Source organism: Pseudomonas sp. W17 (assembly GCF_040268305.1).
GTDB lineage: Bacteria > Pseudomonadota > Gammaproteobacteria > Pseudomonadales > Pseudomonadaceae > Aquipseudomonas > Aquipseudomonas protegens.
In genome coordinates this window covers 6,218,216-6,242,703 of the sequence record NZ_CP158490.1, presented here as the reverse complement: position 1 = coordinate 6,242,703, position 24,488 = coordinate 6,218,216, and the positions used below count along the sequence as shown (strand labels likewise).

At 64.0% G+C, this 24,488-nt stretch carries 24 protein-coding genes and 1 pseudogene; 13 read left to right on the top strand and 12 right to left on the bottom strand.

Translation table 11 applies throughout. The features are described 5' to 3' along the window. Window positions 1-20 precede the first annotated feature (20 nt). Window positions 21-632 (top strand): 3'-5' exonuclease, encoded by a 612-nt coding sequence (locus tag ABCR88_RS28700; RefSeq protein WP_011063631.1) that lies wholly within the window; start codon window positions 21-23, stop codon window positions 630-632. A gap of 10 nt (window positions 633-642) precedes the next feature. On the opposite strand, the gene ABCR88_RS28695 is transcribed toward ABCR88_RS28700, so the two are convergent. After that, the gene (locus ABCR88_RS28695; protein ID WP_011063630.1) at window positions 643-1,089 is read right to left on the bottom strand and encodes an Lrp/AsnC family transcriptional regulator; all 447 of its coding nucleotides are present in this window, start codon (window positions 1,087-1,089) and stop codon (window positions 643-645) included. A 161-nt stretch (window positions 1,090-1,250) separates the two neighbouring features. On the opposite strand from ABCR88_RS28695, the gene yedA reads away from it, so the two are divergent. Further along, a complete protein-coding gene (gene yedA, locus ABCR88_RS28690; protein ID WP_350403753.1) occupies window positions 1,251-2,159 on the top strand; it encodes a drug/metabolite exporter YedA in 909 nt (302 codons plus the stop codon). Here yedA and ABCR88_RS28685 read toward each other — a convergent pair whose 3' ends face one another. Beyond that, a complete protein-coding gene (locus ABCR88_RS28685; protein WP_350023263.1) occupies window positions 2,160-3,209 on the bottom strand; it encodes an alpha/beta fold hydrolase in 1,050 nt (349 codons plus the stop codon). Between the two features lie 77 nt (window positions 3,210-3,286). Beyond that, complete coding sequence (locus ABCR88_RS28680; RefSeq protein WP_350403752.1) at window positions 3,287-3,745, bottom strand: hypothetical protein; 459 nt, start codon at window positions 3,743-3,745, stop codon at window positions 3,287-3,289. Window positions 3,746-3,960: 215 nt separating this feature from the next. Between ABCR88_RS28680 and ABCR88_RS28675 the strand changes: the two genes are divergently transcribed. Continuing rightward, window positions 3,961-5,295, top strand: coding sequence for a DEAD/DEAH box helicase (locus ABCR88_RS28675; RefSeq protein WP_065364703.1), 1,335 nt, complete (start codon window positions 3,961-3,963; stop codon window positions 5,293-5,295). Window positions 5,296-5,372: 77 nt separating this feature from the next. On the opposite strand, the gene ABCR88_RS28670 is transcribed toward ABCR88_RS28675, so the two are convergent. The 4 genes and pseudogenes from ABCR88_RS28670 to ABCR88_RS28655 form a co-directional block, all read right to left on the bottom strand. Beyond that, window positions 5,373-6,605, bottom strand: a complete 1,233-nt coding sequence (locus tag ABCR88_RS28670; protein ID WP_041120715.1) for a TIGR03862 family flavoprotein — start codon at window positions 6,603-6,605, stop codon at window positions 5,373-5,375. A gap of 203 nt (window positions 6,606-6,808) precedes the next feature. Continuing rightward, window positions 6,809-7,831 carry a UDP-glucose 4-epimerase GalE gene (gene galE / locus ABCR88_RS28665; protein WP_350403751.1) on the bottom strand — a complete coding sequence of 341 codons (1,023 nt, stop codon included), beginning with the start codon at window positions 7,829-7,831 and terminating at the stop codon, window positions 6,809-6,811. A gap of 76 nt (window positions 7,832-7,907) precedes the next feature. Further along, window positions 7,908-8,192 (bottom strand): annotated as a pseudogene (locus ABCR88_RS28660) (hypothetical protein); the annotation flags it as partial. Window positions 8,193-8,518: 326 nt separating this feature from the next. Beyond that, complete coding sequence (locus ABCR88_RS28655; protein WP_041119986.1) at window positions 8,519-9,439, bottom strand: histone deacetylase; 921 nt, start codon at window positions 9,437-9,439, stop codon at window positions 8,519-8,521. Between the two features lie 75 nt (window positions 9,440-9,514). Here ABCR88_RS28655 and ABCR88_RS28650 point away from each other — a divergent pair, with 75 nt between their 5' ends. The 3 genes from ABCR88_RS28650 (at window position 9,515) to ABCR88_RS28640 (ending at window position 11,645) form a co-directional block, all read left to right on the top strand. Further along, window positions 9,515-10,084: a GNAT family N-acetyltransferase gene (locus ABCR88_RS28650; protein ID WP_236186392.1), complete on the top strand. Its 570-nt coding sequence runs from the start codon at window positions 9,515-9,517 to the stop codon at window positions 10,082-10,084. A 101-nt stretch (window positions 10,085-10,185) separates the two neighbouring features. Continuing rightward, window positions 10,186-11,055 carry an acyl-CoA thioesterase II gene (tesB, locus tag ABCR88_RS28645; protein ID WP_011063621.1) on the top strand — a complete coding sequence of 290 codons (870 nt, stop codon included), beginning with the start codon at window positions 10,186-10,188 and terminating at the stop codon, window positions 11,053-11,055. Then, window positions 11,052-11,645: an HAD family hydrolase gene (locus tag ABCR88_RS28640; protein ID WP_047289414.1), complete on the top strand. Its 594-nt coding sequence runs from the start codon at window positions 11,052-11,054 to the stop codon at window positions 11,643-11,645. The genes tesB and ABCR88_RS28640 overlap by 4 nt, the downstream gene beginning before the upstream one ends. A gap of 75 nt (window positions 11,646-11,720) precedes the next feature. Here ABCR88_RS28640 and ABCR88_RS28635 read toward each other — a convergent pair whose 3' ends face one another. Both ABCR88_RS28635 and ABCR88_RS28630 read right to left on the bottom strand, forming a co-directional pair. Next, complete coding sequence (locus tag ABCR88_RS28635; RefSeq protein WP_232644542.1) at window positions 11,721-12,692, bottom strand: alpha/beta hydrolase; 972 nt, start codon at window positions 12,690-12,692, stop codon at window positions 11,721-11,723. Beyond that, a complete protein-coding gene (locus ABCR88_RS28630; RefSeq protein WP_011063618.1) occupies window positions 12,693-13,589 on the bottom strand; it encodes a neutral zinc metallopeptidase in 897 nt (298 codons plus the stop codon). Between the two features lie 139 nt (window positions 13,590-13,728). Here ABCR88_RS28630 and pcaQ point away from each other — a divergent pair, with 139 nt between their 5' ends. The 3 genes from pcaQ to pcaG all read left to right on the top strand — a co-directional run bounded on the left by pcaQ (window position 13,729) and on the right by pcaG (window position 16,097). After that, the gene (gene pcaQ, locus ABCR88_RS28625; RefSeq protein ID WP_011063617.1) at window positions 13,729-14,658 is read left to right on the top strand and encodes a pca operon transcription factor PcaQ; all 930 of its coding nucleotides are present in this window, start codon (window positions 13,729-13,731) and stop codon (window positions 14,656-14,658) included. A gap of 103 nt (window positions 14,659-14,761) precedes the next feature. Continuing rightward, window positions 14,762-15,481 carry a protocatechuate 3,4-dioxygenase subunit beta gene (gene pcaH, locus ABCR88_RS28620; protein WP_011063616.1) on the top strand — a complete coding sequence of 240 codons (720 nt, stop codon included), beginning with the start codon at window positions 14,762-14,764 and terminating at the stop codon, window positions 15,479-15,481. 10 nt (window positions 15,482-15,491) lie between these two features. After that, window positions 15,492-16,097: a protocatechuate 3,4-dioxygenase subunit alpha gene (pcaG, locus tag ABCR88_RS28615; RefSeq protein WP_232644541.1), complete on the top strand. Its 606-nt coding sequence runs from the start codon at window positions 15,492-15,494 to the stop codon at window positions 16,095-16,097. An 80-nt stretch (window positions 16,098-16,177) separates the two neighbouring features. Here the strand turns inward: pcaG and ABCR88_RS28610 are convergent, their stop codons facing one another. After that, on the bottom strand, window positions 16,178-17,026 hold the full coding sequence (locus tag ABCR88_RS28610; RefSeq protein ID WP_123431473.1) for an aldo/keto reductase: 849 nt from the start codon (window positions 17,024-17,026) through the stop codon (window positions 16,178-16,180). A gap of 320 nt (window positions 17,027-17,346) precedes the next feature. Here ABCR88_RS28610 and ABCR88_RS28605 point away from each other — a divergent pair, with 320 nt between their 5' ends. The 4 genes from ABCR88_RS28605 (at window position 17,347) to ABCR88_RS28590 (ending at window position 21,214) form a co-directional block, all read left to right on the top strand. Further along, window positions 17,347-18,123, top strand: a complete 777-nt coding sequence (locus ABCR88_RS28605; RefSeq protein WP_011063613.1) for an IclR family transcriptional regulator — start codon at window positions 17,347-17,349, stop codon at window positions 18,121-18,123. A 236-nt stretch (window positions 18,124-18,359) separates the two neighbouring features. Continuing rightward, entirely contained in the window at window positions 18,360-19,412 is a 1,053-nt protein-coding gene (locus tag ABCR88_RS28600; RefSeq protein WP_350403750.1) for a Gfo/Idh/MocA family oxidoreductase, read from the top strand. A 7-nt stretch (window positions 19,413-19,419) separates the two neighbouring features. Beyond that, a complete protein-coding gene (locus tag ABCR88_RS28595) occupies window positions 19,420-20,235 on the top strand; it encodes a sugar phosphate isomerase/epimerase (RefSeq protein ID WP_350403749.1) in 816 nt (271 codons plus the stop codon). A 100-nt stretch (window positions 20,236-20,335) separates the two neighbouring features. Next, the gene (locus tag ABCR88_RS28590) at window positions 20,336-21,214 is read left to right on the top strand and encodes a DMT family transporter (protein WP_210458035.1); all 879 of its coding nucleotides are present in this window, start codon (window positions 20,336-20,338) and stop codon (window positions 21,212-21,214) included. A 6-nt stretch (window positions 21,215-21,220) separates the two neighbouring features. Here ABCR88_RS28590 and ABCR88_RS28585 read toward each other — a convergent pair whose 3' ends face one another. Beyond that, entirely contained in the window at window positions 21,221-22,843 is a 1,623-nt protein-coding gene (locus ABCR88_RS28585; RefSeq protein WP_350403748.1) for a methyl-accepting chemotaxis protein, read from the bottom strand. 90 nt (window positions 22,844-22,933) lie between these two features. Beyond that, window positions 22,934-24,268 carry an MFS transporter gene (locus ABCR88_RS28580; RefSeq protein ID WP_011063608.1) on the bottom strand — a complete coding sequence of 445 codons (1,335 nt, stop codon included), beginning with the start codon at window positions 24,266-24,268 and terminating at the stop codon, window positions 22,934-22,936. Window positions 24,269-24,488: the final 220 nt, after the last annotated feature.

The window sequence follows — 24,488 nt, the reverse complement described above, 5'->3', positions numbered from 1 at the left end:
TCATACGGAGCAGGACAGGTTTGGAACGCATTGCCGTCATCGACTTTGAAACCACCGGGATCTCCCCGAGCAGCAGTTGCCGGGCCACGGAAATAGCCGTGGTGATCCTTGAGCAGGGGCGCATCGTCGAGCGTTACCAGAGCCTGATGAATGCCGGCGTGCGGGTGCCGGCGTTTATTGAGCAACTGACCGGCATCAGCAATGCCATGTTGCGCAGCGCACCCCCGGCAGAGCAGGTGATGAACGAGGTCAACGAGTTCGTCGGCATCACGCCGTTGCTGGCGCACAACGCGGCCTTCGACCAGAAGTTCTGGGATTTCGAGCTGGGCCGGATCAAGCGCACCCGCCTGCAGAACTTCGCCTGTTCGCTGCTGCTGGCGCGGCGCCTGATGCCGGCGGCTCCTAATCACAAGCTGGGCACCCTGACTTCATTCGCCGGCCTGCCGCACACTGGCCAGGCTCACCGGGCCATGGCCGATGCGGAAATGGCCGCCAACCTGGTGGCCCACCTGGCCGGCGAACTGAGGCACAAGCATGGCCTGCGCGAGCTGTCCCATGACTTCCTGTGCAAACTGCAGAAGGTTCCCGCGGCCAAAGTACCCGAACACCTCAAGCGCCACCGCGGGTTCTGAGCCCCGAGGTTCATTTGCTTTCCAGTTGCCCCAGGGGCACGCGCCGTTCAATGGCGCTGGAGAGCACGATGGAAGTCTTGCTGAAACCGAACTGGGCCACGCGGTTGATCAACTCCTCCAGCTCCGGCATCGATCCCACTGCGGCCTGCATGATCACGCAGGGGTCGCCGGTGACCCGGTGGCACTCGGTAAGCTGGGGAATCTTGATCAGTTCGTCATAGGCCTTCTGGTTGCCGTGCTGGGCCAGGCGCAGTTCGATCACGCACTGGATCGGCAAGCCGACCTTGGCCATGTCGACTTTGGCCTGGTAGCCGGTGATCACTCCGCTGGCCTCCAGCTTGGCCACGCGCTCGGCCACCGCTGGTGCCGAGAGATTCACCTTGCGTGCCAGCTCGGCGTAACTCGCCCGGCCATTTTCCAGCAGGCTGGCCAGGAGCATGCGGTCGTACTTGTCCATGGAAGGCTCTCGATCTATCCAGCTTTCGAAAGCACGGTATATAGCCCTTATCTCCATCTTTTGGAAAGTGTACGGGCGTTATAAACAGGTTTTGTAACTTAAGTTCCCTGGGCCGAGTTTCTAGAATAGACCTCCCCCTGCCTGCCTCAGAGCCGCCTACCATGCCTGGCCAAAGCCGTTTTTCGCTGCCGTTGATCGCCGCCTTTTTTGCCCTCTACGTGATCTGGGGCTCGACGTACCTGGTGATTCGCATCGGTGTCGAATACTGGCCGCCACTGATGCTCGGCGGCATTCGCTTCATCATCGCCGGTAGCCTGATGTACGCCTTTCTGCGCTGGCGCGGAGTACCGGCGCCGACCTGGGCACAATGGAAGGCCGCAGGGATCATCGGTGTGCTGCTGTTGAGCTGTGGCAATGGCGCGGTAACGCTGGCCGAACACTCCGGGGTGACCTCCGGCGTCGCGGCGCTGGCGGTGGCCACGGTGCCTTTGTTCACCTTGCTCTGCGGGTATTTCTGGGGCGCACGCAACACGCGCCTGGAGTGGGCCGGGATCGTCCTCGGGATGATTGGCATCGGCATGCTCAACCTGGGGTCCAACCTGCAGTCGAGCCCGATGGGCGCCGCCTTGCTGCTGTTCGCTGCGGCGGCCTGGGCTTTCGGCTCGGTGTGGAGCAAGCATCTGCCGCTGCCCCAGGGCGCCATGGCCAGTGCCGCGGAAATGCTTGTCGGTGGCGTGGTGCTGATGATCGGCAGTGCCCTGAGCGGTGAGCATCTGGACACCCTGCCTGCGATGGAAGGCTGGCTGGCCCTGGCCTACCTGGCCGGTTTCGGTTCGATCATCGCCTTCAACGCCTACATGTACCTGCTCAAGCACGTGCGTCCAGCCGCGGCCACCAGCTACGCCTATGTCAACCCGGCGGTGGCGGTGCTGCTGGGCATCGTCTTCGTCGGCGAAACCATTGGCATCGAGGAGGCCATGGCCATGCTGGTGATCATCAGTGCCGTAGTGCTGATCGGCCTGCCCCAATGGCGCAAGCCCAAGGCCGCGGCCCAGGAAGAGGCGGCCTGATCACTGTCCCGGTGGCAGGCCGGCCAGGCTCCGTTGGAGAAAGTCGCCGATGACCTGGCTCGCTTGCTGGTGAATCGCTTCGCGGCTGCGCTGGCCGCCGTCCCGGCAGATGATTTCATCCTCGGGGTTCTCTTCCCGGAGCAGGGCCGTGGCGCCTGGCTTGCAGATTTGCATGAAGCTGAAATGGCTGGCGTCGGCGATCACCAGCAGGCTGGAGGTGGCCGATGGCAGGTGGGTTTCCAGGTAGCCCGACTCCTGCTGCACCGGCATGCTGGCAATATCGACTCCTGCTCCCAGGATCAGGGTCGGCGTCTGCACCGCTGACAAGCTTTGCGGGGTGAACCCACGGACCAGCCCCGGGTCCAGGGAGACGACCGCCTTGACTCGCGGGTCCCGCAGGTCGGTGCTCAGAGAGCCCTGGTTTTGCGGCGCAATCCCCAGCTCCGGAGCCAGCCCGCACAGACGCGGGTTGGGATGCAGCCGACATTCCTCAAGGAAGCGTTGCGGGCTATAGCGGGCGCCGGCCAATGCGGTGACTGTCCAGCCGCCCAGCGAATGGCCGATGGCGGCGATGCGCTGCGGGTCGACCGCGCCTGCCAGGGACTGGTCAGCGCTGAGGGCGTCTATGACCCGGCTCAGGTCCTGCGGCCGCTCCCAGAGCCTTGCGGCTTGCACCGGGCGCTTGTCGAAGGTGCTGGTGCCCGGATGATCAGGTGCCGCCACGATATAGCCCTGGCTGACCAGTGACGGTACCAGCCAACTGAGGTTGCGCCAGTTGCCGCCATAGCCATGGGACAGCACCACCAATGGATGGGCGGGGGAGGTGGGGTGGGCATCCTTGATCGCCGGCACCCCCTGGAAAACCGGATTTTCCGAGGAGGTGGCAGGCGTTGACCCGTCCTCGGTGGGGTACCAGAGGCCGACATGCAGCTCACGGTTGTGGCTGGAATCCCCTAGCTGGATTTCACGAAAGCCGATGGATTCGGCTGCATAGGCGTGTGGCAGGCAAAGCCCCACTAGCATTGAGGTGTACAGGACAAGATTGCGCATCGCTCACTCCATTGAGCCAGGCCGCAAGAGGCTGCCCGGTGGGGGCTTGTGGCGGCTGAAAGGGCTGCCAGGGGGCCTTACTCGAACCCGCTCAGCAGGACGAGGGCGAATAACACTGCCGCGAGGGCCAGGGAAAACAGCAGGCTGATTCCCGCCACTCGCCATAGCGAGAAGAAGCGCCCGTTGCCGGCCTTGTGCTCTATCACCTGGGGGCCGAACAGTTGGCGTGCGTAGGCGTTCATCCCGTAGATCGGCGGCAGGATGAACACCACCGCAGGGATACTTTCCGGAAGAAAAAAGCCTGCCACGCTCATGGCAATGAAAAGGCCGATGCCCATGGCCCAGACTTTGTTCACTTCGCTCTCGCGGCCCATGGCCTTGAGGTTCTGGCTGATGAAATAGGCGCCGGCCACGGAGGTGCCGATGAAGGTGCTCAGGCCAATGGCCGCCACGCTGTAGAGGCTCAGGCTCTGATCGGTTGGCTTGCTGGCCAGGAGTTCGGCGGCAGGGGCCTGGAAGGGGTTTTGGTTGTCCATGCGCGGTGAGGCTCCTTGGGAAGGGCAAAGGGGCGGTTGAGTGCCAGCTCGGATGTTGCGCTGCCCTTGTGCGCGACCCGTGGCAAACAGTGGGGCGAGCATACACTCACCGGGGCGGGCTTGGCAGGCCTGGGGCGGCCCGGGAGCAAGCCCCTGAATTAGGGTAAACTGCCGCCCATTGCGTCCCTGTGCTGACTTTTTCCTACGGTACCCCCATGACATTCGCCACTCTTGGCCTGATCGAACCCCTGCTGCGCGCCCTCGAAACCCTCGGCTACCAGACCCCGACCCCGGTGCAGGCGCAAGCCATTCCGGCAGTGCTGGGCGGGCGTGACCTGATGGCCGCGGCCCAGACCGGCACCGGCAAGACCGCCGGTTTCGCTCTGCCGCTGTTGCAGTTGCTGACCCTGGAAGGGCCGAAAGTCGATAGCAACTCGGTACGCGCGCTGATCCTGGTGCCGACCCGGGAACTGGCCGAGCAGGTCCACGAAAGCGTGCGCCAGTACGCCGAACACCTGCCGCTGCGCACCTATGCGGTGTACGGCGGGGTCAGCATCAACCCGCAAATGATGAAGCTGCGCAAAGGCGTGGACCTGCTGGTGGCGACTCCGGGGCGTCTGCTGGACCTGTTCCGTCAGAATGCGGTGAAGTTCAGCCAGTTGCAGACCCTGGTGCTGGATGAGGCCGACCGCATGCTCGACCTGGGTTTCTCCGAAGAGCTCAAGAGCATCTACGCGGCCCTGCCGAAGAAACGCCAGACCCTGTTGTTCTCCGCCACCTTCTCCGACGCCATCCGCCAGATGGCCGGGCAGATGCTCAACGATCCGCTGAGCATCGAGGTCAGCCCGCGCAACGTGGCTGCCAACACGGTCAAGCAATGGGTGGTGCCAGTGGACAAGAAGCGCAAGCCGGAGCTGTTCAGCCACCTGCTGCGCAAGAATCGCTGGAAGCAGGTGCTGGTGTTCGCCAAGACCCGCAACGGTGTGGATGCGCTGGTGGAGAAACTCCAGGGCCAGGGCGTGAATGCCGACGGCATCCATGGCGACAAGCCACAGGCCACGCGTCAGCGCGCCCTGGACCGGTTCAAGGCCAGTGAGATCCAGATCCTGGTGGCCACCGATGTGGCGGCCCGCGGCCTGGACATCGAAGACCTGCCGCTGGTGGTCAACTTCGACCTGCCGATCGTGGCCGAGGACTACATCCACCGCATCGGGCGTACCGGCCGTGCCGGTTCCACCGGCGAGGCGATTTCCCTGGTGTGCGCCGACGAGGTGAACCTGCTCTCGGCGATCGAGATGCTCACCCGCCAGACCCTCAAGCGCCATGAGGAACAGGATTTCGAACCCGAGCACCGGGTGCCGGAAACCGACGCCAGTGGCCAGGTGGTGAAAAAGCCGAAGAAGCCCAAGAAGCCGAAAACCTCCGGCGGTGGCGGCAAGCGCAACCTGGGCAAGTGGGTGGACAGTGGCGAAGTGGCTGAAGCTCCGGCGGTGAAACCGGTGCGCAAGGTGCCGGCTTTCAACACCGGGCCGCGCAAGCGCAAGCCTTGATCTGACATCGCGCCGGGCCCTTCGCCGGCAAGCCGGCTCCTACCCTTTCGTAGGCGCCGACTTGCCGGCGAAGCTGTTTATGGCTGGCGCCGCAACCACTTCAGCATCCCCAGCCCCGCCTGGCGCCCGCTGGCAAAGCAGGCGGTCAGCAGGTAGCCGCCGGTCGGCGCTTCCCAGTCGAGCATTTCCCCTGCGCAAAACACTCCAGGCAACTGCCGAAGCATCAGGTCGTTGTCCAGGGCTTCAAACATTACGCCGCCGGCGCTGCTGATGGCTTCGTCCAGTGGGCGAGGCTTGATCAGCGTCAGGGGCAGGGCCTTGATGGCTGCCGCCAAGAGCGCCGGGTCATTGAAGGCCGGGGCGGGTGTCAGTTCTCGCAGCAACGCCGCCTTTACCCCCTCGATCCCCAACTGGCTCTGCAAGTGCTTGGCCATGGACCGCGAGCCGCGTGGCTTGGAAAGGGCGGCCTGGACCTTGTCCAGGGGCTTGTTCGGTAGCAGGTCGATATGGACCGTCGCCTGCCCGTGCCGGTTGATGGATTCGCGAATCGGCGCCGACAGTGCATAGATCAGGCTGCCCTCGATGCCGCTGGCGGTGATCACGCATTCACCCAGCCGAGGCACATCGTCATTCAGGCCGATGGCCACGTTCTTCAGCGGCGCGCCGGCGAATTTGCTGCGCAGCAGCTCGCTCCAGGCGCTGACCTCAAAACCGCAATTGCTCGGTTGCAAGGGCGCAAGCTGCACACCGCGCTGTTCCAGCAGGGGCAGCCAAGCCCCGTCGGAACCCAGGCGTGCCCAACTGCCGCCGCCCAATGCCAGCAGGACCCCATCCGCCCGTACCGCACTTTCACCCTCGGCATGCCGGATGCGCAGGCTGCCGTCGGCATTCCAGCCCAGCCAGCGGTGCCGAGTGTGGATAACGACTCCGGCATCGCGCAGGCGCTTGAGCCAGGCGCGCAGCAGCGGCGCAGCCTTCATGTCGGTAGGAAACACCCGGCCGGAGCTGCCGACAAACGTCTGGATACCCAGCTCATGAATCCATTGGCAGAGTGCCTCGGCGCCGAACTCGCGCAGCAGCGGGGCGATTTGCGGCGCACGCTCGGCGTAGCGCGAGAGGAAGGCCGGATAGGCTTCGGAGTGGGTGATGTTCATGCCACCGACCCCAGCCAGGAGGAATTTTCGGCCCACCGATGGCATGCCGTCGTACAGGTCGACCAGAACCCCGGCCTGGCTCAGTACCTCGGCGGCCATCAGGCCGGCGGGGCCGCCGCCGATAATCGCGACGCGGGAAGTAAGGGTGGGGGACATCAAAAAGCCTAGAAAATGGAAGGGGCGGTTATTGTAAGCAATGCTCGGGAACAGCGCCTGCTGGATGAATTGCCGGCCATGGCCCGAGGCATGTCCTGGGTGCTCCACCAGCCGCTCTTCAACACCGCCAGTCACCAATTTCTTGATTTAATCTGCACGAAACCTGAAAACCCATGAGGCAGTCGTGCCGGCCAGTGCCGTCTTCATTCAAATGACCTGTACCCATCCGGGTTATTCGACTGCCAACGCCACGTATCCTCCATCATCTCCTTCAAACCGCGTTCTGCCTTCCAGCCCAGGTCGTGCAGTGCCTTGGACGGATCCGACCAGCATTGCGCAATGTCGCCCTGACGGCGTGGGGAGAGGGTGTAGGGAATGGTGCAGCCAGAGGCATCCTCGAATGCCCGGATCATTTCCAGTACTGAGTAACCCACCCCGGTCCCGAGGTTCCAGGCATTTATACCGGTGTGCTGGGAAATGTAGTTCACGGCTGCTATGTGCCCTTTGGCAAGATCAACTACATGAATGTAGTCACGCACACCGGTGCCGTCGGGGGTCGGATAGTCGTTGCCATAGATGGAAAGTCTTTCGAGCTTTCCCACAGCGACACGGCTTATGTAGGGCAATAGGTTTTCCGGCAGGCCGTTTGGGTCTTCGCCCATAAGTCCACTCTGATGTGCGCCCACCGGATTGAAGTAGCGCAACAGGGCGACTGACCAGCGTGGATCGGCGGCTGCCATATCCTGCAGTATCTTCTCTACCATTAACTTGGAGGTGCCATAGGGGTTGGTAGGTGTTCCCAGCGGGCTGTTTTCGACCAGCGGTATCTGCACCGGGTCGCCGTACACTGTGGCGGAGGAGCTGAACACCAGGCGGTAGACGCCTGCGGTGGCCATGGCCTGGCACAAGGTGATGCTGCCACTGACGTTGTTCTGATAGTAGGACAAGGGCTGTTTTACGCTCTCTCCGACGGCTTTCAGGCCCGCGAAGTGCAATACCCCATCGATCTCGTACTGGGTAAAAATTCGGTCAAGGACGGCGCGGTCGCAAACATCACCTTGAACAAATACAGGCGCGACACCGGTTATTTGTTGCACGCGCTGTAGCGAGAGCATGGAACTATTGCACAGGTTATCCAGAACCACCGCCTCATGGCCTGCCTGGAGCAACTCCAGCAATGTGTGTGAACCGATATACCCTGCACCGCCAGTGATTAAGAACCGCATAGTAATGAGCCTGTTTCAAGTGAGTGCTGACAGTCCGGCCGCAATATTATCTGGATCTGATTGTGGATTTTTGAAAATAGTTGTCGGCGATCAAATGCGGTTGGAGTTGCCTGGGTGTTTCTCGATTGATCTTCTTGAGAAACTCCAGTCACTGCTGATGCCGATGTTTATATCCAATACTCCTGGTCGAATGCCCCTGAAGTTAGTTCAGGGCCATCAACAGCGTGGCGGTGCCATGACGCACATAATCGTGCGACCGCATCATGCTTCGGCAGCTCCATCAAGGTTTACCGGTGCGCGGTTGAGTGACTTGCGCAAGGACGCGACGCGCAGCTTCAAAGGGCAGAAAAGGTTTACGGCCCCATCTGGCTTATCGAGCAAGTCGTTATCTGGCAACGAGTATGGGCGTTGAAAAACGCCATGGAGGTGTGTCGCCACCCTGATCAAAAAACAGACACCGCTCTGCAAGCCTTACAGCGCAAGGGATCTAGCGCCTTTCACTCAGGTTATCCACAGGCAGCTCCACAGGTATTGGGGGTAAGCGATCCACAACAACATGACCGTCTGGTGACATTGATCAAAAAACAGACGATAGCCTTGAGGCCACGTGGAGCAAGGGCTGTAGAGGCTTTCTCCCAGGTTATCCACAAGCGGCTCCACAGCGGATGTGGGTAAGGGCGCAAGGGCTCAGTAGCAGCCTGACGACTCCCAGACTCGTTGTGCGCTGTGGTGGAGGATGCCGTGGCGACGGGCCAGGGCCTGGCGGTCCTTGCTGTAGCCACCGCCGATCACGCCGACCACCGGGATGTCGCGGCCCAGGCAATGGCGCATGACCCGTTCGTCGCGTTCGGCCACGCCGGCATCGGTGAGTTTGAGGTAGCCCAGGGCGTCGTCCTGATGCACGTCGACCCCGGCGTCGTACAACACCAGGTCCGGCTGGTACAGGGGCAGCAGGTAGTTGAGGGTGTCGTCCACCACGTTCAGGTAGTCGGCGTCGCCCATGCCCATGGGCAGCGGGATATCCCAGTCGCTCTGGGCCTTGCGCGCGGGGAAGTTCTTTTCACAGTGCAACGAGACGGTCACCGCGTCGGCGGTATGTTGCAGGATCCGCGCGGTGCCATCGCCCTGGTGCACATCGCAGTCGAATATCAGCACCCGGCCCACGCGTCCGCTTTCCAGCAGGTAATGGCTGATCACCGCCAGGTCGTTGAAAATGCAGAACCCCGCCGGGTAGTCATAGTGGGCGTGGTGGGTGCCGCCGGCCAAGTGGCAGGCCAGGCCGTGTTCCAGTGCCTGTTCGGCGGCCAGCAAGGAGCCGCCGACGGCACGCACCGTGCGCCGGGCCAAGGCTTCGCTCCAGGGCAGGCCAAGGCGCCGCTGGTCCTCCCGGGACAACTCGCCGCTCATGTAGCGTTCGATATAGGCCGGGTCGTGGGCCAGGGCGAGGATTTCTGCCGGGCACAGCTCGGGGCGCAGCAGGTCGGCGTCGCGGGTCAAGCCGCTGGCCACCAGGTGATCGCGCAGCAGGCGGAACTTGTCCATGGGAAAGCGGTGCTCCGGCGGGAACTCGGGGCTGTAGTCGTCGTGATAGATCAATGGCAATGGCATGGCATTTTCTTAGAGGAACCCGTGAAGGATCCTACCAGCGATGTAGACTTGCACCCACGGAAACGGAGGGCACTGATGGAGCCGATACTGCAACTCGAAAGCGCGCGCCTGCTGCTGCGTCAATGGCGCGACGATGATTTGCCGGAATTTGCGGCAATGTGTGCCGATCCACAGGTCATGCGCTACTTTCCCGCGCCCTTGAGTCGTCTGGAAAGTGCCGCGCTGATCGGGCGGATACGCGGGCATTTTGCCGAGCACGGCTTCGGGGTCTGGGCCCTGGAGCGTAAGGACACTGGTGCGTTCATCGGTTTTACCGGACTGGGCGTCGTCGGTTTCGAGGCGTCGTTCACCCCGGCAGTGGAAATCGCCTGGCGCCTGGCTCGCGAGCACTGGGGCCTGGGTTATGCCAGCGAAGCGGCCTGGACAGCCTTGCGTTGCGCTTTCGATCGTCTGTCCCTCGACGAAGTCGTGGCCTTTACCACCCGCAACAACCTGCCGTCGCAGAAGGTGATGCAGGCCATTGGTATGCATCACGCTGCCGAGGACGACTTCGAGCATCCGAACCTCGCTGGCGATCACCCGCTGCGCGAGCATGTGCTGTACCGCATTACCCGCGAACAATGGTTGGAAACCTTGCATGGATAGCAAGCGCGCACGTTTAGAATGTGCCGATGAGGTGCGACCCCAATTGATTTGACCGCCGCAGCCGAGATTGCGCGGTTTTGCTCTGTGTGAGGAGAGTCTGAATGAGTCATGTGCTGGATGATCTGGTCGATCTGTTGACCCTGGAAGCCATCGAAGAAAACCTGTTTCGCGGTCGCAGCCAGGACCTCGGTTTTCGCCAGCTGTTTGGCGGCCAGGTGCTCGGCCAGTCGTTGTCCGCAGCCAGTCAGACGGTGGAGGAAGCGCGCCACGTGCATTCCATGCACGGCTACTTCCTGCGTCCCGGGGATGCCGCGCTGCCGGTGGTCTACCAGGTGGACCGGGTGCGCGACGGCGGCAGCTTCAGCACCCGGCGAGTGACGGCGATCCAGAAGGGCAATCCGATCTTCACCTGCAGCGCCTCGTTCCAGTACGACGAACAGGGTTTCGAGCACCAGAACAGCATGCCCCAGGTGGTCGGGCCGGAAAACCTGCCATCGGAGCTGGAGATCACCACCCAGCGCGCCCACCTGATTCCCGAGCACATGCGCGAGAAGCTGCTGTGCCCCAAGCCGATCGAAGTGCGCCCGGTGACCGAGAAGGACCCCTATAACCCGCAGCCCATGGATCCGGTGAAGTACGTCTGGTTCCGCGCCGACGGCGCCCTGGCCGACAGCCCGGCGCTGCACAAGTACCTGCTGGCCTACGCTTCGGACTTCGGCCTGCTGACCACCTCGATGCTGCCCCACGGCAAGTCGGTGTGGCAGAAGGACATGCAGGTCGCCAGCCTCGACCACGCTCTGTGGTTCCACGCCGACCTGCGTGCTGACGACTGGCTGCTGTATGCCATGGACAGCCCCTGGGCCGGAAACTCCCGGGGCTTCTCCCGGGGCAGCGTGTTCAACCGTGCCGGGCAGTTGGTGGCCTCGGTGACTCAGGAAGGGTTGATCCGCCATCGCAAGGATTGGGCATGAGTCTTTCAGAGATAAAACATTGGGTGTTCGACATGGACGGCACCCTGACCATCGCTGTGCATGATTTCGCGGCGATCCGCGAGGCGCTGTCGATTCCTGCCGAGGATGACATCCTCACACACCTGGCGGCCTTGCCGGCGGACGAGTCCGCGGCCAAGCATGCCTGGCTGCTGGAACACGAGCGCGACCTGGCCCTGGGTTCACGCCCGGCGCCGGGTGCGGTGGAACTGGTGCGGGAACTGGCCGGGCGCGGTTATCGCCTGGGCATCCTCACCCGCAATGCGCGAGAGCTGGCCCATGTGACCCTGGAGGCCATCGGCCTGGCGGACTGCTTTGCCGAGGCCGACGTGCTGGGCCGCGACGAAGCACCGCCCAAGCCCCATCCGGGCGGTTTGCTGAAGCTGGCCGAAGCCTGGGATATCTCGCCGTCACGGATGGTCATGGTGGGGGACTACCGCTTCGACCTGGACTGCGGGCGGGCCGCCGGGACCCGTACGGTGCTGGTCAACCTGCCGGACAACCCCTGGCCGGAGCTGACCGACTGGCATGCCCGGGATTGTGCGCAGTTGCGCGACCTGCTGTCGGCCTGAGGGCCCTGTTCGCCGGCAAGGCACCCGTAGGCGCCGGCTTGCCGGCGAAAGCGTCATTCCAGGCAGCGCCTTTCTTTACTTGAACACTGCCGCCTGCCCCTCGGGCGAGGTGAACATCCGGTCTCCGTCATGCCCGACCCCGGGCACCTCCACTAGCCGTTGCAGCAAGCCTTGCGGATGACGCCGCACCAGGTAGTCGAAGTAGTTGTGCCCGCGAATCAACCGGTACGCGCCCTGGGTCTCGGCAGCGCAGCTCTTGTCCAGGGCGGGATGGTTGGGATCGGTGTCCTGCTGGCCCAGCAGGTAGGTGATGTCGCGCGTCACGTAGCCCTGTTCGAGCTGCGCCGGGGAATGGCCGCCGGCATAGCCCGGCAGCCGGTTCAGGCCGTACTTCCAGTCGTTGAAGCCCGGGCAACTGGCCGGTTCGAATGCCACCGGGCGCCATGCGTCGAAGTAGGCGTAGGACGACGGATTGGCGATCACGTAGCGCAGGCCGATCCCGGCTTTTTCCAGCTCGGGGTGGCTGCCGGTGCTCAGCGCATAGCGCTGCACCACCTGGGCGCCGCCGGAGTGACCGGCAATCACCACTTCCTTGAGTGCCGGAAAACGTTTGCGGTCTTCCAGGCGCTGGAGGATGGCATCGAGCACCGCATAGGAGCTAATGGCCTGCGGGCCCACTGAAGGCTCGCCGGCCATCCAGCCATTGCCCTTCCAGCGCAGTAGCGCGTCTGGCAATTGATGGCGGGCGATGTCGCCCTGGTTGAGAAACTGCGGAGCGATCACCAGGGTTGTTGTGCTTTGCCCGGCCTGCCCGGCAGCGCTTTGCCCACTGTGCAGATACGTCTGGGCGTTGCGCAGCCGGCCGTGAACGATGATCAGGGCCCGCTCTACGCCCGGCAGCGGCTGGCGCCAATCCTGGCTCAGGCCCAGCGCCAGTTGCCCGCCCTCCAGGGGCAGGCGTTGCGGGCTGATGAGCTTGACCCCCTGTTCCACCGCCTGGGCGCCGCAGCAGCCCAGGCACAGCAGCAGGGCCAGCAGGCGGCGCATCTACAGGCTCCTGGCGCTGAAGGTGTCGCACTGGCTGACCTGGCCCTGGCTGAAGCCGGTCTTGAACCAGCGCACTCGCTGCGCCGAGGTGCCGTGGGTGAAGGAGTCCGGCACCACCCGGCCCTGGCCTTGCTGCTGCAGGCGGTCGTCACCGATGGCATTGGCGGCGTTCAGGGCTTCTTCCACATCCCCGGGTTCCAGCCAGTTCAGGCGCTTCTGTGCGTGATAGGCCCAGACCCCGGCAAAGCAGTCGGCCTGCAGCTCCTGGCGTACCAGCAGGCCGCCATCGCCTTGCATCTGCTGGCCTTGCTGGCGTGCGGCCTGGATTTTTGCCGAGACCCCGAGCAGGGTCTGCACGTGGTGCCCGACCTCATGGGCAATCACGTAGGCCTGGGCGAAGTCGCCGGCGGCGGAAAAGCGCTGGGCCATCTCCCGGAAGAAGTCCATGTCCAGGTACACCTGGCGGTCGGCGGGGCAGTAGAAGGGCCCGCTGGCGGAAGTGGCCGCGCCACAGGCGGAATTGACCCGGCCCCGGAACAGGATCAGCTTGGGCGGCTGATACTGGCGGCCGGCTTGCTGGAATATCTGGCCCCAGGTGTCTTCGGTGTCACCGAGGATGGCGCGAACAAACTCTGCCTGTTCGTCATTGGCCGGTGGTGCCTTGCGTGCCTGGGTGGTGGCCGGCGCTGAAGTCTGCCCGCTCTGCTGGCCCAGCAGTTGCCCGAGGATCTGCAGCGGATCCTGGCCGGTGGCCCAGCCGATGCCGACGATGAGTACGATCGCCGTCAGGCTCAAGCCCTTGCCTCCACCGAACCGCATGCCACCGCCACCGCCGGCGCTGCTGTCATCTCGCGCGTCCACGACGTTGTCGCTGCGCCGGCCTTTTTTCCAAAGCATGGGGGTGTCCTCGTTTTTTCTGCTGGTCAGTGTTGCTGGTGGCTCGAACCGGCGCCAGTCCGGTCGTCAGGGATTTTTCTGCACGCTACCATGGCCCGGTTACGGATCGATCCGATCCAGGCGCATTCGGGGCTCCCTATTGAACATCGATACCCGCATCAAATTCCGTCACTTGGTGTGTTTTCTTGAAATGGCCCGCCAGGGCAGCCTGGCCCGGGCGGCCGATGTCCTGGCGGTGAGTCAGCCGGCGATGTCGAAAACCCTCAAGGAACTGGAAGCGTTGCTGGAGACCCGGCTGTTTGCCAGGAGCAAGGCCGGCCTCAGCCTGACCGAGGCCGGGCGGGCCTTCCTGCGTTATGCCGGGCCTTCGGTGCAGGCCCTGCGGGAGGGTGTCAGCAGCCTGCGCGGCGGTGAGTACGCCGCCGGGCTGGTGCGCATCGGTGTGCTTTCCACGGTGGAAAGCCTGCTGCTGCCGGAGGTGATGCGGCGCCTGCATCAGCGCCATTCGGCGCTGACCGTGAGTGTGCTGACCGGCCCCAGTGCTTACCTGCTGTCGCAATTGCGGGTCGGCGACCTGGACCTGGTGGTGGGGCGCATGACCGAGAGCCCGGAGATCCACGGCCTGAGCTTCGAGCATCTGTACAGCGAATCCATGACCCTGGTGGCCCGCCCGCAGCATCCACTGGCAACCGGCCCTCTGGACCGCGACGCGGTGAGCGCCTATCCCTTGGTGCTGCCCCTGGCCGGCACCAGCATTCGCAAGCACGCCGACAGCCTGTTCATCCAGTGCGGCATTGCCCCGTCGCAGCAGCGCCTGGAAACCCTCTCGGTGGCCCTGAGCCGACGCTACACCTTGTCCAGCGATGCGCTGTGGATCGCGCCGCTGGATGCCGTGCGCCTGGACCTGGCCAATGGTGAACTGCGGGAGCTGGACCTGGGCCTGCGCGAACCCGGTGGCTCGGTGGGGATTTCCAGCAATGCCAGCCTGCCTTTGTCCCTGGCGGCGCAATGGGCGGTGGAGGTGCTCCGGGAAGTGGGGCTGGCCTATCGCGAGGGCAGTTATCCATAACCATTTGGTTATTGATTGAGGGCGGCATTTCAATTTTCCCCGCTCCTGGTTTGTTTGAAACTGCGCCGGCTGCGCTCCATAAATCAAACAACAGGAGATCGACATGTCTGATGCAGACAGCAGTCGCTTCGTGATTCGCGACCGTAATTGGCACCCCAAGGCCCTGACCCCCGACTACAAGACCTCCGTCACTCGCTCCCCGCGCCAGGCGCTGGTGAGCATTCCACAATCGGTTAGTGAAACCACAGGCCCGGACTTTTCCCACCTGCGCACCGGGCGTTTCGACAACGACCTACTGCTCAACTTCAACAACGGTGGCTTGCCCGTGGGCGAGCGGATCATCGTTTCCGGGCGGGTCTGCGATCAGTACGGCAAACCCATTCCCCATACCCTGGTGGAAATGTGGCAAGCCAACGCCGGCGGTCGCTACCGGCACAAGAACGACCGCTACCTGGCGCCCCTGGACCCGAACTTCGGTGGCGTCGGCCGGGCTCTCACCGACCGTGATGGCTACTACAGTTTCCGCACCATCAAGCCCGGCCCCTACCCATGGCGCAACGGCCCCAATGACTGGCGCCCGGCGCATATCCATTTCTCCATCAGTGGCCCGTCGATCGCCACGCGCCTGATCACCCAGCTGTATTTCGAAGGCGACCCGCTGATCCCGCTGTGCCCGATCGTCAAGTCCATCGCCAACCCGGACGCGGTACAGAGCCTGATCGCGCGCCTGGACATGGGCGGCGCCAACCCCATGGATTGCCTGGCCTACCGCTTCGACATCGTGCTGCGCGGCCAGCGCAAGACCCACTTCGAGAACTGCTGAGGAGCCTGACATGCCTGTTCAACTGCTGCCTGAAACCCCCTCGCAAACGGCCGGCCCCTATGTGCATATCGGCCTGGCCCTGGTGGCCGCGGGAAACCCGCCGCGCCCCGAGGAAATCTGGAACCAGATGGCCAAGGCCGATGCGCCGGGTGAGCGGATCCTGCTGATCGGCCACGTCTACGATGGCAATGGCCACCTGGTGCGCGATTCATTCCTGGAGTTCTGGCAGGCCGACCACGCCGGGGTCTACGACCCGGTGTTCGATACGGAGAAACCGTTCAACTGCTTCGGTCGTACCGCCACCACCTTCGATGCCGGGGAATGGACACTCAACACGGTCAAGCCCGGGGTGGTGAACAACGCTGCCGGCGTGCCCATGGCGCCGCACATCAACCTGTCGCTGTTTGCCCGGGGGATCAATATCCACCTGCACACCCGGCTGTACTTTGCCGATGAGCCGGAAGCCAACGCCCAGTGCCCGGTGCTGAACCTGATCGAACAGCCCCAGCGCCGGGAAACCCTGCTGGCCCATCCCTGTGAGGTCAATGGCCAGCGTGCCTACCGTTTCGATATCCGCATTCAGGGTGAAGGCGAGACAGTGTTCTTCGATTTCTGAAGCATCGCCAAGCCAGGGATGGCCAGCGCTCGAGAATCCGCCCCCTGACGCCACGCTGCGGTGTCAGGGGGCGTTTCGTTTCAGTGGTCGAAGTGGTCCCACACCGGGGCGAAATCCGGGTTGACCTGACGCTGGTCCTTGGGCAGGGCGGCGATCAGCGCCCGGTCTGCATCGTCCAGGTGGATCTTCAGGGACTCCAGGTTGGCCAGCTGGTTGGCCCGGCTGCTGGCCTTGGGGATGGCTGCCACATTGTCCTGGTCGAGCAGCCACTTGAGGGCCACCTGGGTCGGCAGCACGCCGTGCTTGGCGGCGATCTGCTGGATTTCGGCCACCTCTGAGACCTTGTTGCGCGCCAGCGGGGTATAGGCGGTCAACACCATGTCGCGCTCGCGGGCGTAGTCCAGAAGGCCGCTCTGGCCCAGCAGCACGTGGTACTCCACCTGGATCGCCGACAGCGGAGCGCCCAGCCCTTCGATCACTCGGCGCAGCAGGGCCAGGGGAAAGTTGGCCACGCCAATGTGTTTCACCAGCCCCTGCTCCTTGAACGACACCAGGGTTTCGATGCTGCGTTCCAGTTCCCAGTCGCTGGTGGGCCAGTGAATGTGGAACAGGTCGATGTAGTCGGTTTGCAGGGCTTTCAGGCTGCGCTCCAGTGAGTGGCGCATGGCGGTGGGTTGCAACTGGTCCCACCAGACCTTGGTGGTGACGTGGATCTGCTCCCGGGGCACAGGAGTGTTGGCCAAGGCCTGGCCCACCGCTTCTTCGTTGTTGTAGGCCTGGGCGGTGTCGATATGCCGGTAACCCAGTTCCAGTGCCTGTTCCACGGCGCGGGTGCATTCCTGGTCGAGCATTGGCCAGGTGCCCAGGCCGAGCTTGGGCATGTGCAGGCCGCTGTGGGTGAGGACGGGGCAGTCAAGGGTATGAGGCATGGGCAATCTCCCTGTGGATAAAAGAGCACAGCCGGTTGAGGGGCGAGTGACGATCCGGGCTGCGGGGGTGTTGCTGAAGGTTGGACAGCATTGGCGGGCGGAAAATGCCCGGAAAATCGATGCGGCGGGTAAGCCGTTATTTTGCGTTTTATGGAAGCGGGTTCCAAAAAATATACGAGCTCGGCTACCCTGCCACAAGGCGCCGTGCCGGGTACAAGACTCGATCGGCGCCGATTCCGGGCGGTAATCGAACACCGCCGCCCGGTTCCCCAACCGGCCGCTTGTCTCTAGAATCGGCCAAATTTTGTCGGGACCCGACCATGGCTGGCAGTCAAATCGAACGCGTCTTCAGTGTTCTCGAACGTCTTACCGCTGATCCCCGTGGGCTGCCGCTGCAGACCCTGGCCGAGCAACTGGAGATTCCCAAAAGCGCCACCCACCGCCTGCTGGCGGAGCTGATCCGCCTGGGTTATGTGCGGCAGAACCCGGACAACCTGCGCTACCAGCTGTCCACGCGGCTGGTAGCCATGGGCTTTCGCTACCTGTCCGCCAGCGGCGCCGATATCGTTCAGCCAGTACTGGACCGCCTGGCTGTCGAATCCGGCGAGCTGGTGCGCCTGGGCGTGATCGAGGGCGAGCGCCAGACCTGGATCGCCAAGTCCCAGGGCGCCCGTTCTGGCTTGCGCTATGACCCGGACATGGGCCGTGAAGCACCGTTGTTCTATACCGCCTCCGGGCATGCCTGGCTGGCCACCCTGAGTGATGCCGAGGCCCTGTCCCTGGTGGAGCGCCAGGCGGCCGAGCCCCCGACGGACCTGGGGCCCAACGCTCCGCGCTCGAACATCGAACTGCTGGAGCGCCTGCGCCTGGCTCGGGAGCAGGGCTATGCCTGGGTCGAAGAAAGCTCCGCCGTGGGCACCTCGGCGATCGCCGCGGTGGTGCGCCATCCCATTGATGGCCGGGTCGTGGGCGTGCTCAGCGTTGCCGGGCCCAGCGCACGCCTGCCTCTGGCGCGGCTGCACGAACTGGCGCCACTGCTGCTGCAGTTTGCCGAGGAACTGTCGGCCGCCAGCCAGGCGTCCGAGTTGTTCAATTGAGATAACGCCGCAGGGCCTTGCTTGGCGATCTGCCGTCGGGCCGGTGGTGGCCTTGATACCGCCGCATCTGTTGCACAGCCGTTCGCAGCCTGCGGCAGCGGCTACGTAGACCTCGACTCGGCACAAAGCTGTTCGATAATCGGACGGTATTTTTTATCCCTCTTGTGTGAAAGTGGAACTGAGTTCTAAATATTTCAAATTCAGTGTCCCTATAACAATCACAAGAGGATCTTCCATTGAGCACGCCACTGCGCATCGCCCTGATCGGCGTCGGCAATATGGGCCAGCAGCACTATCAGTACCTCAAGACTCTGGCCGAGGCCTGCCTCTGCGCGGTGGCCGATCCCGGCCCCCAGGCGGCGGCTGTCGCCGCACAATGGCAGGTGCCGCACTTTGCCGATCACCAGACCCTGCTCCGGGAAGTCCGCCCGGATGCGGTGATCGTTGCCAATCCTAACAACCTCCATGTCAGCACCGCCCTGGATTGCCTCGCCGCAGGCGTGCCGGTGCTGCTGGAAAAACCAGTGGGCGTGCATCTGGATGAAGTGCGCGAATTGGTAGCGGCCACGCGGACCACTGGGGTCCCGGTGCTGGTGGGTCATCATCGACGGCACAACCCATTGATCGCCCGCGCCCATGAACTGCTGCGCAGCGGCGCCCTGGGGCGCCTGACCAACGTCACCGCACTCTGGCAATTGCACAAGCCCGAGCACTATTTCGACATTCCCTGGCGCCGCGAGGCCGGGGCCGGCATGTTGCTGACCAACCTGATCCACGACCTGGACCTGCTGCGCCACCTGTGCGGCGAGGTGCGCCAGGTCCAGGCCATCACCAGCAACAGCGTGCGCGGCTACGCCAACGAGGATTGCGCAGCGGTGCTGCTGCAATTCGACAACGGCGCCCTGGGCAGCCTGACCGGTTCCGACGCCGCGGCCGCGCCCTGGAGCTGGGAGCTGGATTCCGGGGAAAACCCGGTGTACCCGCGCCAGCCCGACCAGCCCTGTTACCTGCTGGCCGGTACTCAGGGGGCGTTGAGCATCCCCCAACTCAAGCGCTGGTACTACGCCGAAGCCGGGGCCGGCTGGCATGAGCCTCTGCTGATGCACCAGGAGGCCTTTGACCCGGGCGAAGCCCTGCGCCTGCAGTTGCAGCACTTTGTCCAAGTGGCCCGGGGGGAAGTCGAGCCTCTAGTCAGTGCCGCCGATGCCGCGCGCACCCTGGCGCTGATTGAAGCGATTCGAGAGGCCGCCGCCACCGGCCGTGCCTGCACCCCAACCCTGATTGAGTGAAGAACGCATGAGTGAGCGGATTTTCTCCCTGGCCAGCCTGACCGTGCTGGAGCTTTCCCCGCCGCAGATGATCGAGGTGGCGGCCCAGGCCGGCTACAGCCACGTTGGCCTGCGGCTGGTGCCGGCGACGCCGCAAGAGCACCATTTTCCCTTGGTGGCGGATGCCGATTTACGCCGCCAGACCCTGGCCCGGTTACGTGATACCGGGGTGCGGGTGCTGGATGTGGAAATCCTGCGGCTCAAGCCGCAGACCCGGATCAAGGACTTCGAGGGCGTGCTGGCAGTGGGCGCCGAGTTTGCCGCCAGCGAGTTGCTGGTGGCGGGCAATGACCCGGATGAAGCCCGCATGACCGACAACTTTGCCGCCTTGTGTGATCTGGCGGCGCAGTATGGCTTGCACCCCCATCTGGAGTTCATGCCCTGGACCGATGCGCGCAACCTGGAGCAAGCCGTGCGCGTGGTGGAGAACGCCGGTCGCAGCAACGGCTGCGTGCTGGTGGACGCCTTTCACTTCGACCGCTCGGGATCGCGCCTGGAGGACCTGGCCAAGGTGGCTCCGGCGCGGTTGCGGTATGCCCAGTTGTGCGACGTGGCCGGGCCGCGGCCGGACGATATGCAGGAAATCTTGCGCCAGGCCCGTAACGAGCGGCGTTTCCCGGGGGAGGGCGATTGCGATCTGGCGGGGCTGCTCAAGTGCCTGCCGGAAAACCTGCCCCTGAGCCTGGAGATTCCTACGGTGCAATTGCTGGAGCAGGGCGTGAGTGCCTTGCAGCGAGCACAGATGGCCCTGGGCAGAACCCGGGAGTTGCTGGCTCGGATTTGAAGCCGCGCAGGCCTTTCGCCGGCCTGCCGGCTCCTGCCAACATCCGGTAGGGGCCGGCTGGCCGGCGAAGCCGTTTCTACAATTGCCCCAAGGAAAGCCCATGACCCGCAGCACGCCCCTTTCCGGGACCAACCACCCTTTCAAGGGCATTGTGCTGATCGTTCTGGCGACCTTTCTGTTCGCCAGCCACGATGCCCTGTCCAAATACCTCTCGGGATTCTTTCCGGTGATCATGGTGGTCTGGGCCCGTTACCTGATCCACACCCTGCTGATGGCCGGGATCTTCCTGCCGCAATCCGGCCTGCGGGTACTACGTAGCAAGCGACCGCTGCTGCAACTGCTGCGGGCTCTGTGTTTGCTGAGCACCAGCCTGTTGTTCACCTCGGCGCTGCTGTTCATTCCCCTGGCCGAAGCCACGGCGGTCAACTTTCTCGCCCCGGTACTGGTCACCGCGTTGTCGGTGCCTTTGCTTGGCGAGCAGGTGACCCGGGGCCAGTGGCTGGCGGTAATCTGCGGTTTCGTGGGGGTGCTGATCATCGTGCATCCGGGCGGCGAGCTGTTCACGCCGGCGGTGTTGCTGCCGTTCTGTTCGGCGCTGTTCTTCTGTTTCTATCAACTGCTCACACGCAAGCTGGCCGAGCATGACAGCCCCACCACCAGCAACTTCTTTGCCGGGCTGTGCAACACCCTGGTGATGACGGCGCTGGTGCCGTTCTTCTGGCAGACCCCCGGGTTCCTCCATGGCTTGCTGATGCTGGCGCTGGGCGCCTGCGGCATGAGTGCCCATCTGTTCCTGACCCAGGCCTTTCGTCATGCGGCGCCGGCGCTGCTGGCGCCCTTCGGTTATTGCCAGATTGTCTTTGCCGGGTTGCTGGGCTGGTTGCTGTTCGGCCACGCGCCGTCGTTGATCACCCAGGTGGGCATCGCCGTGATCTGCCTCAGCGGGCTGGCGGCGGCCTGGCAGCAACGCCACCGCTGAGACGGCTCAAAAGCGCAAGCGCACCACCAGGTTCTGCAGGCCGGCCGCCAGGTGCGACAGCTCCTGGCTGGTGGCGTTGGTGCGGGTGGCGGCGTCGGCGCTTTCCAGGGACAGGTCGCGGATGTTCAGCAGGTTGCGGTCCACTTCACGGGCCACCTGGGCCTGTTCTTCCGAGGCACTGGCGATCACCAGGTTGCGCTCGTGGATCTGTTCCATGGCCCGGGTGATTTCCCCCAGGGCCAGCCCGGCCTGCTCGGCGATGGACAGGGTCTGGGCCACCCGCTGACTGTTGCCGTGCATGGACTGCACCACGCTGTCGGTGTCGCCCTGGACCCGGCCGATCATCTGTTCGATTTCCTGGGTCGACTGCTGGGTGCGATGGGCCAGGGCCCGCACTTCGTCTGCCACTACGGCAAAACCACGGCCGGCTTCCCCAGCCCGCGCGGCCTCGATGGCGGCGTTCAGGGCCAGCAGGTTGGTCTGTTCGGCAATGGCGCGGATCACGTCCAGCACCTTGCCGATTTCCCGTGACTGCTCGGCCAGGGTCTGCACTTGCTGCAGGGCGATGCCGACATCGCTGCTCATGGCCTGGATCGCGTCCAGGGTCTGGGTCACCCGGGTTTGCCCCTGGGTGGCCTGGGCGGTGGACTGGCGGGTGGTATCGGAGGTGGACACTGCGTTGCGTGCCACTTCCTCGACGGCCGCGGTCATCTCGTTGACGGCCGTGGCTGCTTGCTCGATTTCGTTGTGTTGCTGCTGCAGCCGGCTGGAGTCCTGATGGGTACTCTGGCTCATCTGTTGCGCGGCGGCGGCCAGTTGGGTCGAGGTGCTGCTGATCAGTTGCAGGGTTTCACGCAGGCTGGCCTGCATCCTGGCCAGGGCCTTGAGCAGGCGCGCGGTTTCATCGCTGCCCTCGCAGTGGATGGGGCGGCCGAGATCGCCGGCGGCCACTTGCTCGGCCACGTCCACAGCCTGGCGGATGGGCACGACGATGCTGCGAATCAACAGCCAGGCCAGGCACAGGGTCAGCAGGGCGACGGCGATCAGGGCGCCGATCACCGTGATTTTTACTTGGGTGTAAAGCGCGTCGGCATGCTGCGCCGACTGGCTGACTTCCTCGGCAGTCAGGTTCATCAGCTCGGTGAACTGGTCGCCGGTCTGGGTCGAGTAATCCTGGATCTTGCCGTTGAGCAGGGCGGTCATCTCGGCGCTGCGGTTGTCCTGGGACAGGGCTTCATACTGGGCCAGGGCCTGTTGGTAGCTCTTGACCGTGGCGAGGAATGTCTCGTATTGCACCCGGTTGTGATCGCCCACCAGCGGCGCGAACCTGGCCAGGGCCTGGTCGAGCCAGGCTTGCACTTGGTGCAGGCGAGCGATGGTGCTTTCCAGCACTTGCGGTTCACGGTTGAGGGCCATGCGCAGGCTCAGCACGCGGATGCTCAACACATAGTCGCGCACTTCCCCCAGGTAGCGGGTGCTGGGCAGGGAAATGTTTTCGGTGTGTTGGCCAGTAGCGCGGACTTCGGCCACTTGCTTGAGGGCGAACAGCCCCTGCAGCAGGACCAGCAGGGCAATCACGCCGAAGCTGATCACGGCGCGTTGGGCGATGCTCAGGTTACCGAGCGTCATGGGACGATCTCCGAGTCTGGAAATACAAAAGGGGGGAGGGGGAGCAGATAAAAAAACGCAGGCCCGGAGTGGGCCTGCGTGAACGGAGCATCAGTCTTCTACGCGGGGAATCTTGCGCGGGGCCATGAAGTACATCCAGGTCAGGGCAATGAAGTACATCGCCGGGATCAGGGTGAACAGCAGGGTGTAGTTGTTGTTGGTCACGGTCAGGATGTGGCCGACGATCTGGGTCATGAACATGCCGCCGATGGCCGCGCACATGCCGCCGAAGCCGAACACCGTGCTCATCATGTGCTTGGGCGTGTAGTCCATCACCAGGCTCCAGATGTTGGCGGTCCAGGCCTGGTGCGCGCCGATCCCCAGGGAGATGGCGAACACGGCCAGCCACAGGTTGGCGGTGCCGGCGGCCATGATCACGCCGATGATGCAGCAGGCGAACAGGAACATCGACAGCAGCCGCGCCTTGATCGGGTTCATGCCGCGCCCGATCAGGAACGAAGAGAGGATGCCGCCGCCGACGCTGCCGAAGTCGGCGGTCAGGTAGATGATGATCAGCGGGATGCCCATCTGGGTCACGTTGATGCCCAGGTTGTACTGCTGGTTGAGGAACGGCGGCAGCCAGTACAGGTAGAACCAGAACACCGGCGCTGTCATCGCGTAGGCCAGGGCGAAGGCCCAGGTGCCGCGCATGCGCAGGATGCGGCTGAAGGGCACGCGGGTTTCTTCCGGCTCCACCTGTTGCTGGATGTAGGCCAGCTCGGAGGCTTTGACGCTTGGATGATCTTCAGGGTTGAAGTACTTCAGGCCCCAGAACAGCAGCCAGATGCCACCCAGCGCGGCCATGCACAGGAACGCCGCCTGCCAGCCCCAGGCGTGGAGGATCAGCGGCAGCAGCATGGGCGTGAACATTGCGCCGACGTTGGTCCCGGCGTTGAAGATCCCGGTGGCCACGGCCCGTTCGCCGGCCGGGAACCACAGCCGCGTGGTCTTCACGCAGGCCGGGTAGTTGGCGGCTTCGGTGAGCCCGAGAATGAACCGGCAGACCATGAAGCCCGCCGCCGAAGTGGCCAGGCCGTGGGCGCCGGTGGCCAGGCTCCACAACAGCACGGCGAAGAAGAACACCCGCTTCACCCCAACCCGGTCGATCAGGCGGCCCTGGAGCACGAAGCCCACGGCGTAGCCGACCTGGAACCAGAAGTTGATGTTGGCGTAGTCCATCGCCGTCCAGTTCATTTCCTTGGCCAGGATCGGCTGCATCACGCCCAGTGCGGCGCGATCTATGTAGTTCAGGGTGGTGGCGAAGAACACCAGGGCGAGCATGCCCCAGCGGGTCTTGCCGACCGCCATGGCGCCGCGGATCTTGTCGCCGATGCCGCCGGCAACGCTGAGGCTCGGGGCGATGCGAGAGCTTTGGGAAGGAGTCATGTGGGCCATCCGTTCAGTGACTGGCGAGCCGGGGCTCGTCGGAACTCAAGGGCGCGTGATCAACCGTCGGCGGGGGCATGGCAGCCCGGGAACTTGCGGGTTGATCGGCTGGGGCGGCGCGTCGCTGCGGCAGATGCCGGGCAGGCGAACGCCATCGGGTCGGCTGCAGCTCAGGGCTGTAGCGCGGCGTATTCCAGAGTGCCGGTTGAGGCCGTTGGCG

Coding starts and splice junctions, on each gene's coding strand:
- ABCR88_RS28595 (WP_350403749.1), top strand. CDS start 19,420: ATGAGTGAGCGGATTTTCTCCCTGGCCAGCCTGACCGTGCTGGAGCTT.
- ABCR88_RS28695 (WP_011063630.1), bottom strand. CDS start 1,089: ATGGACAAGTACGACCGCATGCTCCTGGCCAGCCTGCTGGAAAATGGC.
- yedA (WP_350403753.1), top strand. CDS start 1,251: ATGCCTGGCCAAAGCCGTTTTTCGCTGCCGTTGATCGCCGCCTTTTTT.
- ABCR88_RS28680 (WP_350403752.1), bottom strand. CDS start 3,745: ATGGACAACCAAAACCCCTTCCAGGCCCCTGCCGCCGAACTCCTGGCC.
- galE (WP_350403751.1), bottom strand. CDS start 7,831: ATGCGGTTCTTAATCACTGGCGGTGCAGGGTATATCGGTTCACACACA.
- ABCR88_RS28590 (WP_210458035.1), top strand. CDS start 20,336: ATGACCCGCAGCACGCCCCTTTCCGGGACCAACCACCCTTTCAAGGGC.
- ABCR88_RS28630 (WP_011063618.1), bottom strand. CDS start 13,589: ATGCTTTGGAAAAAAGGCCGGCGCAGCGACAACGTCGTGGACGCGCGA.
- ABCR88_RS28675 (WP_065364703.1), top strand. CDS start 3,961: ATGACATTCGCCACTCTTGGCCTGATCGAACCCCTGCTGCGCGCCCTC.
- ABCR88_RS28655 (WP_041119986.1), bottom strand. CDS start 9,439: ATGCCATTGCCATTGATCTATCACGACGACTACAGCCCCGAGTTCCCG.
- ABCR88_RS28580 (WP_011063608.1), bottom strand. CDS start 24,268: ATGACTCCTTCCCAAAGCTCTCGCATCGCCCCGAGCCTCAGCGTTGCC.
- ABCR88_RS28670 (WP_041120715.1), bottom strand. CDS start 6,605: ATGTCCCCCACCCTTACTTCCCGCGTCGCGATTATCGGCGGCGGCCCC.
- ABCR88_RS28585 (WP_350403748.1), bottom strand. CDS start 22,843: ATGACGCTCGGTAACCTGAGCATCGCCCAACGCGCCGTGATCAGCTTC.
- ABCR88_RS28685 (WP_350023263.1), bottom strand. CDS start 3,209: ATGCGCAATCTTGTCCTGTACACCTCAATGCTAGTGGGGCTTTGCCTG.
- ABCR88_RS28635 (WP_232644542.1), bottom strand. CDS start 12,692: ATGCGCCGCCTGCTGGCCCTGCTGCTGTGCCTGGGCTGCTGCGGCGCC.
- pcaH (WP_011063616.1), top strand. CDS start 14,762: ATGTCTGATGCAGACAGCAGTCGCTTCGTGATTCGCGACCGTAATTGG.
- ABCR88_RS28605 (WP_011063613.1), top strand. CDS start 17,347: ATGGCTGGCAGTCAAATCGAACGCGTCTTCAGTGTTCTCGAACGTCTT.
- pcaG (WP_232644541.1), top strand. CDS start 15,492: ATGCCTGTTCAACTGCTGCCTGAAACCCCCTCGCAAACGGCCGGCCCC.
- ABCR88_RS28640 (WP_047289414.1), top strand. CDS start 11,052: ATGAGTCTTTCAGAGATAAAACATTGGGTGTTCGACATGGACGGCACC.
- tesB (WP_011063621.1), top strand. CDS start 10,186: ATGAGTCATGTGCTGGATGATCTGGTCGATCTGTTGACCCTGGAAGCC.
- ABCR88_RS28650 (WP_236186392.1), top strand. CDS start 9,515: ATGGAGCCGATACTGCAACTCGAAAGCGCGCGCCTGCTGCTGCGTCAA.
- ABCR88_RS28610 (WP_123431473.1), bottom strand. CDS start 17,026: ATGCCTCATACCCTTGACTGCCCCGTCCTCACCCACAGCGGCCTGCAC.